This is a genomic window from Pseudomonas sp. NyZ201 (assembly GCF_049860765.1).
GTDB lineage: Bacteria > Pseudomonadota > Gammaproteobacteria > Pseudomonadales > Pseudomonadaceae > Aquipseudomonas > Aquipseudomonas bharatica.
Window position 1 is genome coordinate 460,309 of record NZ_CP187557.1, and the last position, 15,965, is coordinate 476,273.

Annotated in this window: 13 protein-coding genes; 10 read left to right on the forward strand and 3 right to left on the reverse strand. The window is 63.3% G+C overall.

Going from position 1 to position 15,965, the window contains the following annotated elements:
* Positions 1-67: 67 nt before the first annotated feature.
* Positions 68-823, reverse strand: a complete 756-nt coding sequence (locus ACPFMA_RS02015) for a hypothetical protein (RefSeq protein ID WP_064303707.1) — start codon at positions 821-823, stop codon at positions 68-70.
* A gap of 228 nt (positions 824-1,051) precedes the next feature.
* Here ACPFMA_RS02015 and ACPFMA_RS02020 point away from each other — a divergent pair, with 228 nt between their 5' ends.
* From ACPFMA_RS02020 to ACPFMA_RS02060, 9 genes are all read left to right on the forward strand, one after another.
* Positions 1,052-2,029: a dipeptidase gene (locus tag ACPFMA_RS02020; protein ID WP_009404077.1), complete on the forward strand. Its 978-nt coding sequence runs from the start codon at positions 1,052-1,054 to the stop codon at positions 2,027-2,029.
* Positions 2,030-2,104: 75 nt separating this feature from the next.
* Positions 2,105-2,635, forward strand: a complete 531-nt coding sequence (locus tag ACPFMA_RS02025; protein WP_009404079.1) for a 4-vinyl reductase — start codon at positions 2,105-2,107, stop codon at positions 2,633-2,635.
* Between the two features lie 17 nt (positions 2,636-2,652).
* Positions 2,653-4,713 carry a dimethylglycine demethylation protein DgcA gene (gene dgcA / locus ACPFMA_RS02030; protein ID WP_009404086.1) on the forward strand — a complete coding sequence of 687 codons (2,061 nt, stop codon included), beginning with the start codon at positions 2,653-2,655 and terminating at the stop codon, positions 4,711-4,713.
* A gap of 143 nt (positions 4,714-4,856) precedes the next feature.
* Positions 4,857-6,803 carry a dimethylglycine demethylation protein DgcB gene (gene dgcB / locus ACPFMA_RS02035; RefSeq protein WP_425929599.1) on the forward strand — a complete coding sequence of 649 codons (1,947 nt, stop codon included), beginning with the start codon at positions 4,857-4,859 and terminating at the stop codon, positions 6,801-6,803.
* Positions 6,803-8,026 carry an electron transfer flavoprotein subunit alpha/FixB family protein gene (locus ACPFMA_RS02040; RefSeq protein WP_425929600.1) on the forward strand — a complete coding sequence of 408 codons (1,224 nt, stop codon included), beginning with the start codon at positions 6,803-6,805 and terminating at the stop codon, positions 8,024-8,026. Before dgcB ends, ACPFMA_RS02040 begins: the two co-directional genes overlap by 1 nt.
* Before the next feature lie 15 nt (positions 8,027-8,041).
* Positions 8,042-8,812 (forward strand): electron transfer flavoprotein subunit beta, encoded by a 771-nt coding sequence (locus tag ACPFMA_RS02045; protein WP_425929601.1) that lies wholly within the window; start codon positions 8,042-8,044, stop codon positions 8,810-8,812.
* A 674-nt stretch (positions 8,813-9,486) separates the two neighbouring features.
* Positions 9,487-10,368, forward strand: coding sequence for an RHS repeat-associated core domain-containing protein (locus tag ACPFMA_RS02050; RefSeq protein WP_425929602.1), 882 nt, complete (start codon positions 9,487-9,489; stop codon positions 10,366-10,368).
* Complete coding sequence (locus tag ACPFMA_RS02055; protein ID WP_425929603.1) at positions 10,368-11,189, forward strand: RHS repeat-associated core domain-containing protein; 822 nt, start codon at positions 10,368-10,370, stop codon at positions 11,187-11,189. Before ACPFMA_RS02050 ends, ACPFMA_RS02055 begins: the two co-directional genes overlap by 1 nt.
* A gap of 103 nt (positions 11,190-11,292) precedes the next feature.
* Positions 11,293-12,207, forward strand: coding sequence for an RHS repeat-associated core domain-containing protein (locus ACPFMA_RS02060; protein WP_425929604.1), 915 nt, complete (start codon positions 11,293-11,295; stop codon positions 12,205-12,207).
* 47 nt (positions 12,208-12,254) lie between these two features.
* Here the strand turns inward: ACPFMA_RS02060 and gbcA are convergent, their stop codons facing one another.
* Entirely contained in the window at positions 12,255-13,541 is a 1,287-nt protein-coding gene (gene gbcA / locus ACPFMA_RS02065) for a glycine-betaine demethylase subunit GbcA (RefSeq protein ID WP_009404102.1), read from the reverse strand.
* A gap of 282 nt (positions 13,542-13,823) precedes the next feature.
* On the opposite strand from gbcA, the gene gbcB reads away from it, so the two are divergent.
* Positions 13,824-14,927, forward strand: coding sequence for a glycine-betaine demethylase subunit GbcB (gene gbcB / locus ACPFMA_RS02070; protein ID WP_064303699.1), 1,104 nt, complete (start codon positions 13,824-13,826; stop codon positions 14,925-14,927).
* Positions 14,928-14,929: 2 nt separating this feature from the next.
* Here gbcB and ACPFMA_RS02075 read toward each other — a convergent pair whose 3' ends face one another.
* Positions 14,930-15,766: a hypothetical protein gene (locus tag ACPFMA_RS02075; RefSeq protein ID WP_425929605.1), complete on the reverse strand. Its 837-nt coding sequence runs from the start codon at positions 15,764-15,766 to the stop codon at positions 14,930-14,932.
* Between the last annotated feature and the right edge of the window lie 199 nt (positions 15,767-15,965).

The following is a 15,965-nucleotide window of genomic DNA, read 5'->3' on the forward strand; positions in this document are numbered from 1 at the left end:
ACAGGGGCCGAGTGCACCGCTGAACCTGTGGGAGCTGGCTTGCCAGCGATAGGGCCCGGAAGAACAGTCAGAGGCTCAGATTTGCCACGAACTGGCTGGCATTCCTCCCCAGCTTCTCGATCACCGCGCCGCGCACCTGCTCGTACGCCTGCACATTCAGCACCGCCGTCTGTGCCGAGCGGAAGATCTGCACTTCGTTGTTCTGGAAATTGATGAACAGGAAGCTGTTGTTGCTGACATTGCGGATCAGTTGCACGCAATTCATCAACATGGTCACGTCACCCGCAGCATTCTGCGAACAGGGCAGGATCTGGAAGGTGCCGACATGCCCGCTGTTGCTGTGGTTCATGAACAGCTCCAGGGCATGGGGCTGCTTGCGCAGCGACTCCAGGGTGCGCCGGGCGATGGGGCTGAAGGCCGAACCCCCGGCGACGCCTTCGATGATGTCGATGATGACGTCGTTCATGCTGAACGACGCCTGGCTCGGGTGGAAACGCAGCAGTTCCGTGTGCGACAGGGTCCAGCCCAGCTTGCCCAGGCCCTCGGTATAGAACCCGAACCATTCCTCGCGCTGGCGCGCCTTGTCGAAGCGTTTGTTCGCTGCCAGTTGCATCAGCAGGGTGCTGTTGAGCACATCTTCCCTGGCCTGGCGGGTCAGGCCGGCGACGAACGACAGCAGGCTGTCGCCGGCGACCATTGCGCTGTCGGCGGACGGGCCGGGGTTATCGGGCTGGTCGGGCGGGCTTTGTTGCAGCAGTCGGGTCGCGTTGCCGGTGATTTCCAGCGCGGCGATGAATTCCAGCCGATCGGTCAGGTTGTTCATCGGGTGACTCCTTTCATTGATGGACCGCCGACGTTAGCGAAATGCCCGATACATGGCAGGCGGAGGGCCTTCCCCGGCGGTTCCCGACGCCCTTTGTCGCCCTTTGACGCTTTCGGCAATTCCCCTGTCGTTTTTGCATCGGGACGACAATCAACCGAGGCATATGCTGACCCCCAATAGCGCCGGCAGACGATTCGGCGCGCGATTGCCAATAAAGGGGACAGCCTGATGAGCCCAGCCGAACTACACGCCGACAGCATCGTTATCGACGGTCTGATCATCGCCAAGTGGAACCGCGAACTGTTCGAGGACATGCGCAAGGGCGGGCTGACCGCGGCCAACTGCACCGTGTCGGTCTGGGAGGGCTTCAAGGCGACCGTGGACCAGATCGCCGCGAGCCAGAAGCTGATCCGCGAAAACAGTGACCTGGTGATGCCCGTGCGCACCACCGCCGATATCCGCAAGGCCAAGGAGCTGGGCAAGACCGGCATCCTCTTCGGTTTCCAGAACGCCCACGCGTTCGAAGACCAGATCGCCTACGTTGACGTGTTCAAGCAGCTCGGCGTGGGCATCGTGCAGATGTGCTACAACACCCAGAACCTGGTCGGCACCGGCTGCTACGAGCGTGACGGCGGGCTGTCGGGCTTCGGTCGCGAGATCGTCGCCGAGATGAACCGCGTCGGCATCATGTGCGACCTGTCGCACGTAGGCTCGAAGACCAGCGAGGAAGTCATCCTCGAATCGAAGAAGCCGGTGTGCTACTCCCACTGCCTGCCTTCTGGCCTGAAGGAACATCCGCGCAACAAGTCCGACGAGGAACTGAAGTTCATCGCCGACCACGGCGGCTTCGTCGGCGTGACCATGTTCGCGCCGTTCCTGGCCAAGGGCATCGACTCGACCATCGACGACTACGCCGAGGCCATCGAATACACCATGAACATCGTCGGTGAAGACGCCATCGGTATCGGTACCGACTTCACCCAGGGCCATGGCCAGGACTTCTTCGAATACCTGACCCACGACAAGGGCTACGCCCGTCGCCTGACCAACTTCGGCAAGATCATCAACCCGCTGGGCATCCGCACCGTGGGCGAGTTCCCCAACCTCACCGAAACCCTGCTCAAGCGCGGCCATTCCGAGCGCGTGGTGCGCAAGATCATGGGCGAAAACTGGGTGAACGTTCTCAAGGATGTCTGGGGCGAGTAAGCCTCCGAAGCCTCTCTATCGAACCCCCGCATCAGGGCGGGGGCAGCCAATACAAATTTCTGGAGTTGAGTTTCCATGGCCAAGATCGCCCCGCAATTGCCAATCGAAGTCGACAGCGAGACCGGTGTCTGGACCAGCGACGCCCTGCCAATGCTCTACGTACCTCGGCATTTCTTCGTCAACAACCACATGGGCATCGAGGAAGTGCTGGGCGCCGAGGCCTATGCCGAAATCCTCTACAAGGCCGGCTACAAGTCCGCCTGGCACTGGTGCGAGAAGGAAGCCGAATGCCACGGCCTGGAAGGCGTGGCGGTGTTCGAGCACTACATGAAGCGCCTGTCCCAGCGTGGCTGGGGCCTGTTCAAGATCCAGGACATCGACCTGGATAAAGGCACCGCCAGCGTCAAGCTCGAGCATTCCGCGTTTGTCTACGTCTACGGCAAGGTCGGGCGCAAGGTCGACTACATGTTCACCGGCTGGTTCGCCGGGGCCATGGACCAGATCCTCGCCGCTCGCGGCAGCAACATCCGTACGGTCGCCGAGCAGGTCTACGGCGGTTCCGAAGAAGGCCACGACGACGGCCTGTTCATCGTCAAGCCGTTGTAAGTCGAGGAGCACCCGCCATGGCGTTCGAAGCTATGTTCCAGCCGATCCAGATCGGCAAACTGACCATCCGCAACCGTGTGCTGAGTACCGCGCACGCCGAGGTCTATGCCACCGACGGCGGCATGACCACCGAGCGCTATGTGAAGTACTACGAAGAGAAGGCCAAGGGCGGCATCGGCCTGGCCATCTGCGGCGGTTCTTCCGTGGTCGCCATCGACAGCCCGCAGCAGTGGTGGTCGTCGGTCAACCTGTCCACCGACCGGATCATCCCGCACTTCCAGAATCTTGCCGACGCCATGCACAAGCACGGCGCCAAGATCATGATCCAGATTACCCACATGGGCCGTCGCTCGCGCTGGGACGGCTACCACTGGCCGACCCTGATGTCGCCGTCCGGCATCCGCGAACCGGTGCACCGCGCTACCTGCAAGACCATCGAGCCGGAAGAGATCTGGCGGGTGATCGGCAACTACGCGCAAGCTGCACGCCGCGCGAAGGAAGGCGGCCTGGACGGCGTCGAACTGTCCGCCGTGCACCAGCACATGATCGACCAGTTCTGGAGCCCGCGGGTCAACAAGCGTACCGACGAATGGGGCGGCAGCTTCGAAGGCCGCATGAAGTTCGGCCTGGAAGTGCTCAAGGCGGTGCGTGCCGAGGTCGGGCCGGACTTCTGCGTCGGCATGCGTATCTGCGGTGACGAATTCCACCCCGATGGCCTTAGCCACGAGGACATGAAGGAAATCGCCAAGTACTACGATGCCACCGGCATGGTCGATTTCTTCGGCGTGATCGGCTCGGGTTGCGACACCCACAACACCCTGGCCAACGTGATCCCCAACATGAGCTACCCGCCGGAGCCGTTCCTGCACCTGGCGGCGGGCATCAAGGAAGTGGTCAAGGCCCCGGTCCTGCACGCGCAGAACATCAAGGACCCGAACCAGGCCACGCGCATCCTCGAAGGCGGCTACGTCGACATGGTCGGCATGACCCGCGCGCACATCGCCGACCCGCACCTGATCGCCAAGATCAAGATGGGCCAGGTCGACCAGATCAAGCAGTGCGTCGGTGCCAACTACTGCATCGACCGCCAGTACCAGGGTCTGGATGTGCTGTGCATCCAGAACGCCGCGACCTCCCGCGAATACATGGGCGTGCCGCACATCATCGAGAAGTCCACCGGGCCGAAGCGCAAGGTGGTGATCGTCGGTGCCGGCCCGGCGGGCATGGAGGCGGCGCGGGTCGCTGCCGAGCGTGGCCACGACGTCACCCTGTTCGAGAAGAAGGAGCAGATCGGCGGGCAGATCACCATCGCCGCCAAGGCCCCGCAACGCGACCAGATCGCCGGTATCACCCGCTGGTACCAACTGGAGCTGGCGCGCCTGAAGGTGGATCTGCGCCTGGGCACTGCGGCGGATGCCGACACGATCATGGACCTGCGCCCGGACATCGTGGTGCTGGCGGTGGGCGGTCATCCGTTCATGGAGCAGAACGAACACTGGGGCGCTGCCGAAGGGTTGGTGGTCAGCAGTTGGGACGTGCTCGACGGCAAGGTCGCACCGGGCAAGAACGTGCTGGTCTACGACACCATCTGCGAATTCACCGGCATGTCGGTGGCCGACTTCATCGCCGACAAGGGCAGCCAGGTCGAGATCGTCACCGACGATATCAAGCCGGGCGTGGCCATCGGCGGGACCTCGTTCCCCACCTACTACCGCAGCATGTACCCCAAGGAAGTGATCATGACCGGCGACCTGATGCTGGAAAAGGTCTACCGCGAGGGCGACAAGCTGGTGGCGGTGCTGGAGAACGAATACACCGGGGCCAAGGAAGAGCGGGTGGTCGACCAGGTGGTGATCGAGAACGGCGTGCGGCCGGACGAAGCGCTGTACTACGCGCTCAAGGACGGTTCGCGCAACAAGGGCCAGATCGATGTGGAAGCCCTGTTCGCCATCCAGCCGCAGCCGATCCTCGGCCAGGCCGGCGACGGTTACCTGTTGTACCGCATCGGCGACTGCGTGGCGCAGCGCAATACCCATGCGGCGATCTATGACGCCTTGCGCCTGTGCAAGGACTTCTGATCGGACCTTGATCGAGAGAGCGGCACGGACCCTGTGGGAGCGGGTTTACCCGCGATTGCTGTAGTGGCTTCACCATCGCAATCGCGGGTAAACCCGCTCCCACAAGGTTCGCGGCAACTGAACCACCCGAGTGGGAGCTTCCCATGCTGAACGTTATCCTCCCCGTCCTGCTGTTCGCCGCCCTCGGCCTGGCCGTGCTCGGCGCCGTGCGGCGCGTGCGGATGTGGCGCCAGGGCCGGCCTTCGCCGGTCAACCTGCTGGCCGGCCTGCTGGCCATGCCGCGGCGCTACCTGGTCGACCTCCACCATGTGGTGGAGCGCGACAAGTACATGTCGAAAACCCACGTGGCTACCGCCGGCGGCTTCGTCCTGTCCGCCGTGCTCGCCATCGTTGTCCACGGCTTCGGCCTGCACAGCAAGATCCTCGGCTACGCCCTGCTGGCGGCGACGGTGCTGATGTTCTGCGGTGCCCTGTTCGTCTTCAAGCGCCGCCTCGACCCGCCTTCACGGCTGTCGAAAGGCCCCTGGATGCGCTTGCCGAAAAGCCTCCTGGTGTTTTCCACCACCTTCTTCATCGCCACCCTGCCGGTAGCCGGCATCCTTCCCGAAGGCTTCGGCGGCTGGTTCCTCGTCGGCCTGCTCGGGCTGGGGGTGATCTGGGGCGTGTCCGAGCTGTTCCTCGGCATGACCTGGGGCGGCCCGATGAAACACGCCTTCGCCGGAGCCCTGCACCTGGCCTGGCACCGCCGCGCCGAGCGCTTCGGCGGCGGCCGCTCCACCGGCCTCAAGCCGCTGGACCTGGAAGACCGCAGCGCGCCATTGGGCGTGGAAAAACCCAAGGACTTCACCTGGAACCAGTTGCTCGGCTTCGATGCCTGCGTACAGTGCGGCAAGTGCGAAGCGATGTGCCCGGCCTTCGCTGCCGGCCAGCCGCTGAACCCGAAGAAACTGATCCAGGACATGGTCATCGGCCTGGCCGGTGGCACCGACGCGCAGTTCGCCGGCAGCCCGTACCCTGGCAAGCCGATCGGCGAACACGGCGGCCATCCGCACCAGCCGATCGTCAACGGCCTGGTGGACGCCGAGACCCTGTGGTCCTGCACCACCTGCCGGGCCTGCGTCGAGGAATGCCCGATGATGATCGAGCACGTCGATGCCATCGTCGACATGCGTCGCCACCTGACCCTGGAAAAAGGCGCCACACCGAACAAGGGCGCGGAAGTGCTCGATAACCTGATCGCCACCGACAACCCCGGCGGCTTCAACCCGGGCGGGCGCATGAACTGGGCGGCCGACCTGAACCTCAAGGTGCTCTCAGAGGTGAAATCCACCGAGGTGCTGTTCTGGGTCGGCGATGGCGCTTTCGACATGCGCAACCAGCGCACCCTGCGCGCCTTCGTCAAAGTGCTGAAAGCCTCGGGCGTGGACTTCGCCGTGCTCGGCCTGGAAGAACGCGACAGCGGCGACGTGGCCCGGCGCCTGGGTGACGAAGCCACCTTCCAGACCCTGGCCAAGCGCAACATCCAAACGCTCGCGAAATACCGTTTCCAGCGCATTGTCACCTGCGACCCGCACAGCTTCCATGTGCTGAAGAACGAATACGGCGCCTTTGGCGGCGAGTACCTGGTGCAGCACCACAGCACCTACATCGCCGAGCTGCTGGACGCCGGCAAGCTCAGCCTCGACGCACACAAGGGCGGCAGCGTGACCTATCACGACCCGTGCTACCTGGGCCGCTACAACGGTGAATACGAGGCGCCGCGCCAGGTGCTGCGCGCCCTCGGCATCGAGGTCAAGGAGATGGCGCGTTCCGGCTTCCGTTCCCGCTGCTGCGGCGGTGGCGGCGGTGCGCCGATCACCGACATCCCCGGCAAGCAGCGTATTCCCGATATGCGCATGGAAGACATCCGCGAGACCGGCGCCGAGGTGGTGGCGGTGGGTTGTCCACAGTGCACAGCCATGCTCGAAGGCGTGGTCGAACCCCGGCCTCTTATCAAGGACCTGGCCGAGCTGGTGGCCGACGCCCTGGTGGAAAGTGCCGCGCCGAGCAAGCCGGCGCCGAGCAAACGTGAACCTGCGGAGGTGCACTGATGAGCGACATTATTCGCCGCGACCCGCGTGCCGAATGGATCGCACGCAACCGCCTGCATCCGCTGCATGCGGCCATGCAGGTCAAGCAGGACAGCTGGATGGGGCCCAACGGCGTCATCCGCAAGAATCCCCACGCGGTCGGCTTCATCGGCCCCAATGGCCTCAAGCGCATCGACCGCAGCGGCGCCCAGCAGGGTGGTGGCAGCAGCAAGCGCAGCGCGGCGGCCGAGGTACAACTGCCGCTGCACCAGGTCACGGCGCCGGCGTTCTATATCGCCGTGGTCCCGGACATGGTCGGCGGTCGCCTGAGCAGCCACGACCGCGATCTGCTCGGCCTGGCCCACAGCCTGGCCGGCAGCGACGGCGCGGTACTGGCCGTGGTGTTCGGCGAGCACAAGGAAAGCAACTTCACCGGCAACGGTGTCGACCGCCTGCTGCTGATCGACGGCGAGCAGTTCGAGGGTTATGCACCGGAACAACGGGTGCAGGGCCTGCGGGCTGTGGATAACCAGTTCTCGCCGCGCCACTGGCTGCTGCCCGACAGCCGTACCGGTGGTGGCGAACTGGGCCGGCGCTTTGCCGCCGCCTTGGGCGAACGCCCGGCGACGCGGGTCTGGCAGGTCAAGGACGGGCTTTCCAGCGGCCGTGCCGGTGCCGGCCAGCAGGACCTGGTGCGCAATCTGCCACGCCTGATCCTGGCCGCCGCCGAATGCGCCGAACCGGTCAGCGAAACCCGCCATGAAGCCTTGCCGGTGGAGTTGTCCACAGCGGTGGCGCGCAGCCTGTCGCGGATCGAGGATCTCGGCCCGGTGGCGGTGGACCCGGCGGCCATTGCCATGGCCGAGGCCGAGTTCATCGTCTCCGGCGGCAACGGGGTCAAGGACTGGGCGCTGTTCCACCGTGCCACGGCAGCCCTCGGCGCCACCGAAGGCGCCTCGCGGGTGGCGGTGGACGACGGCTTCATGCCGCGCAACCGCCAGGTCGGTGCCACCGGCACCTGGGTTACCGCGCGGGTCTATGTGGCCGTCGGTATCTCCGGGGCGATCCAGCACCTGCAGGGCATCGGCGCCTGCGACAAGGTGGTGGCGATCAACATGGATCCGGGCTGCGACATGATCAAGCGTGCCGATCTTTCGGTGATCGGCGACAGCGCAGCGATCCTCCAGGCCCTGATCGAGGCTGTGGACAACTTCCGCAATGGCGCCCGGCGCGATGCGGCATAAGGGCAGGGCAACGTCATGAACACGAAGATCATCAGCCTGGTATCGGTTGGCGCCCACCCCACCTCGGGGCGCAGCCGCCGCGCCGAACAGGACGCCCGGGCCGTCGAGCTGGGCCTGCAACTGGCCGGCGACAGCCTGCGGGTGCTGCATGCCGGCGACCCACGGGAAGAAGCCTTGCGCGCCTACCTGGGCATGGGCCTGGAGAAACTGGAGGTACTGGAACAACCGGTCGGTGCCGATGTGCTCGGGCCGCTCGGTGATTACCTGCGTGATGCCGGAGCGCAACTGGTGCTGACCGGCAGCCAGGCGGAAACCGGCGAAGGTTCGGGGATGCTTCCGTACCTGCTGGCCGAACGCCTGGGCTGGCCGTTGGTGGTAGGGCTGGCCGAGGTGGAATCAATCGAAAACGGCACTGCCCAGGTGCTGCAAGCCTTGCCACGCGGGCAGCGCAGGCGGCTGAAGGTGCGCCTGCCGTTTCTCGCCTCTGTGGATAACGCCGCACCGAAGCCTCGCCAGAGCGCTTTCGGCCCGGCCCGGCGCGGCGTGCTGGCGGCTCACGAGGTGGAAATCGTCGACGACGAACTGTTCGACAGCGCCGAGCTGCTGCCGGCAAAGCCCCGGCCCAAGCGGCTCAAGGTGATCAAGGCGAAGAGCGGCGCCGATCGCATGAAGGCCGCCACGGCCAAGGCTAGCGGGGGCGGTGGTCAGGTGCTGAAGGACGTCAGTCCACAGGCGGGCGCCGAGGCGATTCTCAAGCTGTTGGTGGAGGAAGGCGTGCTGCGCTGAGCGTTGTGCACAAAGTCTGTTGGCGGTTCTGTGGATAAAATGTTGGTCACCCTCTGGAAGCCTTGCTCTGCAAGGCTTTCGTGCTTCTGGTCATAAATCGTACAGCTCAATTCCGGTTGTGTGCGCTGTAGATGCGGCTTTGAGCGAAAGGAGTTGCTCACAATCCTTGTTGGCGGCTCTGTGGATAAACTGTTTGGTTTAAAAATAAAATTATTAAAATCAACGGGTTATCTTTTCTGATCAAAAAATATCCAATTTACCCGAAAACTACGATCGGTTGTCCTATAACCCAGAAAAATCCAAGGCTTGCGAGCTTATCCACAGCGCAAGCCGCAACCTGAAAAGTTTCACACAAAGTCTGTTGGCCCATTTGTGGATAAGGTGTTCGCTGACCGCTGAAGGCCAGGTTTTACAAGGGCTTTAGCGAGTCGGTCAAAAAATGATCAGTTTATCTTTGTGCAACCGGCGTGCAGCCATGCCGCGTTCCTGCAGGGTTGCCCACAATAGCTATGGGTCGTGCTGTGGATAAAATTTTTGTCAAGCTGGCTTTGCTTCGCAAATGCGGGGGCTTGTCGGGTTTGTTCAAAAAACGCACCTGATAGAACTGTCAGTAGTGCTCGTCCCGGATCAAGGCGTAAAGTTGGCCCGAGGGGACTACCTGCGTGAGGTTCAGCATGCCGACTTTGCCCGCCGTCCGGACTGATCGGAAAGCGCCTGGTGTCACCCGAATCGGCTTCAACGGCCAGGTTCTCGAGCCTTGGGGTTGCTATCTGCCAGGCAATGGTTATCGCGCCTACAATCCGGCCCTGTTGCGTTTCCACAGCCCGGACCGCTGGAGTCCCTTCGAGCGCGGCGGGCTCAATCCCTATGCCTACTGCTCCGGTGACCCGGTGAACGCCGTGGATCCGACCGGACGCTGGGAAGAAAAGATCACTCCGCTGCTGTCGCTGGGGCTGAACATGATGCTGTTCAGCCTGGCTGCCTACGCATTGCGCAGCACGGCGCCAGCCATGCAAAAACGCGCGCCGCTGACGGCTACCTATATCAGCTTCAGTGGTTCCCTGATCGGCATGTATGGTTCCGTCGAGCAATTACTGGGCAATCCCGAGGGCAGGTACCTCAACTGGCTAGGCACATCGTTGTCGACCATCTCGGCCGCGACGCGCGTCTGGCTCGCGCGGAGGGTGGACCGGCAGGATCGCTTCAACGAACGCATTCAGGCGATGCGTGACAAGATGTACAGGGAATCGAACGTCAAGTATGTGCCGCCGGTTTCCCCGTCCCAGACACCCGTTCCGCTCCGCTCGGTCACTCCGCCCGCGAGCACGCCCCCGGCCAATCCGGTACAGCGGACACCGCCGCCGCCGCGTGAGCAGTCGGCTTCTCCGATCTCCAGCGTTCCGCCGCACTTGTCGGGTTCGCTGCGTTCGGGATCGATAGTCAGCGTTGCGTCGACCAGCAGTCGAGGTTCGGTAATTGGAGATTTACCGAAGATCAACCGGGATATTCGTGGGCAGCGCAAGCAAAGCGTGCGCTTCTTCGCGACCAACTATTGATGAGCAGACCATTCTCACAACTTGGCTTCAACGGCCACCACCTGGAGGCTGCGGGTTGGTATCACCTGGGCAACGGCCACCGGGTCTACGGCCCGATGCTCATGCGCTTTCACTGCCCGGACCGGCTGAGCCCGTTCGGCGCGGGGGGCTTGAATGCCTACGCCTATTGCCTGGGCGACCCGGTCAATAGAAGGGACCCGACGGGACGCGCGACAGAAGATATTCACATCGTGAGTCTGGTCGTTGCTGGTATATCCATCGGCTACGGGTTCATGTCTCTCATCGTTCCTCCGCTGGCCAGGCTGGCACGCCCTGGCTCCCGCGTGCATGGCTGGGCTTCGATGGGGCCACCTCTCAGCTCGTCCCCGGGGGGGCTGGATGCCGCTGCTACCATTGCCGGAATAGCAGGGGGAGCAATCGGGGCCGCGGCCACCAAGCTGAGCATGGAGGACCCGGAGTCACGCTTGGCGAAGGACCTTACTCATATCAGCCTGTACACAACGCTCGGCGTACTGGTCACCGGCAGGCTGGTTGTGGGGGTGACGCCTGCGAAAGACTTCACCTCCCATCGCTGGCGCACCGTGGGCAAGTTCGTCCATGGTCCGAAAAAAATCGAACGGAACGAGCAGCCCAGGTTGAATGTAGCGTCGATGAACGATCCGGATATCGAAATGAGGAATCTCTCGTCGAGGCGGGCCACCCCTCCAATCTTGCCGGAGATACAGTCGCAACAGCAGGTCGTGCAGAGGCGTAGCGGTCGTACCGCAGAGTATTTCCGGCGACTATGGCCAACGCGGGGCAGTTGGAATCGTCCCGAGTAGGCCGGGTGCGGGGCGTAGCTGACCTGGCATTTCTGTCAGTTTCGCTGTGCCGACGACTGGATTAGCGTGGTGGATACAAATTCGCCTACAGGGACATCCAGCAATGAAAGACCTCGGTACGGATGCTGACTATGGTCGAAAGGCTGTCACCACAGTGCTGATCGCCACCAATCACAGCCAGACGGTGATTGCCGAGTATGCCGGCAGGCTCAACCGTATCGCCTGCGAACCCTACGGTGTTCAAAGCGCAGATCGGTCGCCGCAGTCACGCCAGGGCTTCAATGGTGAGCTTCGCGAAACGCTGCTGGACGGATACGCGCTGGGAGTGGGTTATCGTTTCTACAATCCACTGTTGAGGCGGTTTCAAGGTGCGGACGAGCTAAGCCCGTTCGAGGCGGGTGGGCTCAATGGATATGGATATTGCGCAGGTGACCCGCTGAACAATGGCGATCCAAGTGGACGCGTAGTGGTTTCCTGGCTCCAGGGGTGGCAAACCAGGGGCTTTCAAAAAACGATGAGACCGCAGCTGGATCTACAAATCCATGTGCCTGCGCGGACTGACTGGAACATACCTTATATACCGCTTGGCACACCACGCCAGGTACCTTCCGTTGCGAGGCACAGGATGGAGCCTCAGCCTGTAGCGTTCAGTGGCCAGGGCGTCAATAGATCGGATGTGCCGGCTGTTGCTGCTAGCCACACGCGCACCTCCCGCCGGGCGACGCCTTCACTCGATCGATATTCATTCATGCGCTCGGGGGTGGAGTTCCAGCCTGGATATGCCAGTCCGACCACCCGGCTGTGGATAAAAACCGCAGTACCGGCATCGGGCATGCCCAAATCCGGGCCCGCTGGTCGAGCGGAGTACCCTAAGACATTCGAGAGGCTCGATGAGTACCCGCCTGGTGTCATCAACACTGGATTAATCGTGCATGAGCTGCGCTCACCCGGCCTCGTCCGGGCCGCAGAATTGACCAGGCATGGGACACGACAGTCGCGGTCCTCGATTCGGCAGTAGCCGAGCCGGGCCCGTTTGGGCCCGACGCTTGCCGCGGAGCGACCTGGTTAGACCGAAACATCCTTCAGATAAGGCGCCGGCTCCGCCCCCAGGTTGTTCAACACCCGCTGGCTGTACCAGTCGATGAAGTTGACCACGCCGAACTCGTAGGTTTTCGAGTACGGGCCTGGCTGGTACGCGGTGGAGTTGATGCCACGCTGGTTTTCCTCGGCCAGGCGACGGTCCTGGTCGTTGGTGGCGTCCCACACTTCGCGCATGCGCTGCGGGTCGTAGTCCACGCCTTCCACGGCGTCCTTGCGCACCAGCCACTTGGTGGTGACCTTGGTTTCCTGGGCACTGATCGGCCACACGGTGAAGACGATCATGTGGTCGCCCATGCAGTGGTTCCACGAGTGCGGCAGGTGGAGGATGCGCATCGAGCCGAGGTCGGGGTTCTGGATTCGTCCCATCAGCTTGCTGCAGGCCTGCTTGCCGTCCATGGTCATGGACACGGTGCCCTTGAGCAGCGGCATGCGCACGATGCGGTTGCGCAGGCCGTGGCTCTTGTGCAAGTACGGGATCTTCTCGGCTTCCCAGGCGGCGGCGGAGGCGGCGACGTGGTCCTTGAACGACTGGGTCGCGCGCGGATCGTTGGTGTCGTCCCATTCGAGCAGGGTGTTGAGCAGTTCCGGGTGCGAACCGCTGCAGTGGTAGCACTCGCGGTTGTTTTCCAGGACCAGCTTCCAGTTGGCCTTTTCCAGCAGGGTGGTCTGCACGGCCACCTTGGTGTTTTCCATGTCGTACGGTTCCATGTAGTGCGCCAGGGTGGCGAGGAACTCGTCGATGGCCGGCGGGTTTTCCGCCAGGCTGATGAAGATGTAGCCACCGGCGACCTTCACATGCACCGGTTTCAGGCCGTATTGCTTCATGTCGAAGTCGGCGCCCATTTCGGTGCCGGCGAACAGCAGGCGGCCGTCCAGCTCGTAGGTCCATTGGTGGTACGGGCAGACCAGCTTGGCCACCTTGCCCTTGTCGCTGGTGCACAGGCGCGAGCCGCGATGGCGGCAGACGTTGTGGAAGGCGTGGACCTGGCCCTCGGCTCCGCGCACCACCATGATCGGGTTCTTGCCGATTTCCAGGGTGAGGAAGTTGCCCTTGGCCGGGATTTCGCAGGTCATGCCGGCGATCAGCCACTCCTTGTGGAAGATCTCCTGCATGTCGATCTGGAACAGGCGCTCGTCGGTGTAGAAGGGTTGCGGCAGCGAGAAGGTGCGCTCGCGGTTCTGCAGCATTTCGGCGGTGGCCTTGCGTGCTGGTTCCAGCGGATCGTCCAGGCTCAGGGTGGTGACGTCCATCGTGCGTGTCCTCATGGCCTCGGTGGGCCGGCGAAAGTGGCTAATCGTTGTTATGCGACGCAGGGCATTTGTGCAGGGATCATTTGCGACGGAGTGTGCGATTGCCGACGACGCGAACCATATCCATGGGCGACATGATCGAATCCGTTTCCGACGCGCCAGCCCTTGTCGGCAGGGGCTGGTCGCGATAAGCACGCCGATGTCGTGAACAGGTAAGTGCAGCGCCGATGGCTTGCGCATTATCGGCATCATCAGGCCGCAGTCGGCCGTGGAGACCCGAGCATGTCCAACACCTTCCTCAACCCGGTGACCACCCAGACCTGGGCCAACGGCCGCCATATCGTTCGCTGCGTCAAGGTCATCCAGGAAACCTGGGACGTGCGCACCTTCTGCTTCATGGCCGACCAGCCGATCATGTTCTTCTTCAAGCCGGGCCAGTTCGTCACCCTGGAGCTGGAAATCGAAGGCCAGCCGGTGATGCGTTCCTACACCATCTCCAGTTCGCCATCGGTGCCCTACAGCTTCTCGGTGACCATCAAGCGCGTGCCGGGCGGCAAGGTTTCCAACTACCTGCACGACACCCTGCACGAGGGCCAGGAACTGGCGGTGCACGGGCCGGTCGGGCTGTTCAACGCCATCGACTTCCCCAGCCCGAAGGTCCTGTACCTCAGCGGCGGCGTCGGCATCACCCCGGTGATGTCCATGGCCCGCTGGTTCTACGACACCAACGGCAACGTCGATATGGTCTTCGTGCACAGCGCACGCTCGCCGAAGGACATCATCTACCACCGCGAGCTGGAGCACATGGCGTCGCGGATTCCCAACTTCAGCCTGCACATCATTTGCGAGAAACATGGCCTCGGCGAGCCCTGGGCCGGCTATCGCGGCTACCTGAACCACAAGCTGCTGGAGCTGATGGCGCCGGACTTCATGGAGCGCGAGATCTTCTGCTGCGGCCCGACGCCCTATATGACCGCGGTCAAGCGCCTGCTCGAAGGCGCCGGCTACGACATGAGCCGCTATCACGAGGAGTCCTTCGGTGCGACGCCGCCGGAGGCCAAGGCCGACGCGGTGGAGCATGCCGAGCAGGCAGCGGAAGCGGCGGAGGAAATCACCGCCAGCGATATGCACCTGGTGGAGTTCACCGCCACCGGCAAGAGCAGCCGCATCGTGCCCGGCGAGACCGTGCATGCCGCTGCGGCCAAGGTCGGCCTGATGATTCCCAAGGCCTGCGGCATGGGCATCTGCGGCACCTGCAAGGTGCTCAAGCTGGGTGGCGAAGTGGAGATGGAGCACAACGGCGGGATCACCGACGAGGACGTCGCCGAAGGCTACATCCTGTCCTGCTGCAGCGTGCCGAAGGGTGATGTACGGATCGAATACTGAGGTCAGTACAAGGGAACCCAGGTCAATAGCAGCGACATCACGAAGCCCGCGAGCAGCAGCACGCGGGCTTTTGTCTTTCTGGGCCTGGCGGCGAGTGCGGTGACCAGCGCGCGGCCCTGCACGGCCATGGCACCGAGCATGCACAGCGCCAGCAAGGCCAGGGTGGCGCTGCCCAGCCCGGGGATGATCCGTTCGCCCAGCAGGCGCAGGCTGAGCACCGTATCCACGGCAGGAATGGCCGAGGCCATCAGGGCGCCGAGGCACATCAGGCCCAGCGCTGGCAGGCTCAGGCCGAGGTAATGTGCCGGCCCCTGGTTGACCAGCGCAGGCAACAGGATCTGCCAGAGTGTCGCCGCTACTGCCAGGGACACGAAGGCCGACCAGGCAAAGCCCGGCTGGCGTTGTGCCGTATCGGCTTCCAGCAACAGCGGAGCGGCGAACCCCAGCAGCACCAGGACCAGCGCCAGCAAAGGTGCCAGCAGTGCCAGGAGCCGATACAGCAAGGGCGGGCCCATGGATGCCAGCAATGCCGACAGGCTTACCGCCAGCAGCAGCCAATGCTGGGGTGTTCCGGGCAGCAGGTGAATGGCCATGCGCACGAGGATCTGCAGATGCACGGTGTGCAGAACCAGTGCCAGCGGCAGCAGCAGGATTGCACAGGGGATGAAAGGCTGCCGGCGCGCGACCAGGCTGCCGAGCAGTATCGCGGGAATGATCGCCAGCACCGACTGCCAGAAGCCCAGGCCCTGCAGCGGGCCGAGAAAGCCGATGGCGAGCGGGCCGGGGAGAAAGTTGCTGGCGAACCAGAAGGCGATGCTCTGGCGGGGCTGGGTGTGCATGGTGGGGGCTGGCGTACTCGTCAGGTTCGAGCGCGCGAGGGTAGGGGATGTCGAGGCGTTTTACCGGGGGGAAATGATTCAAAACGTGCAGGGGAAAAGGCGGGGGATTACCGGGGATTAAGCGGTTTCCGGGGGATTTCGCGAGGATTTGTAGGAATTGGTTTTGTGAGGGTGTAGGTGGTGCTCCAGGGATGCCGGA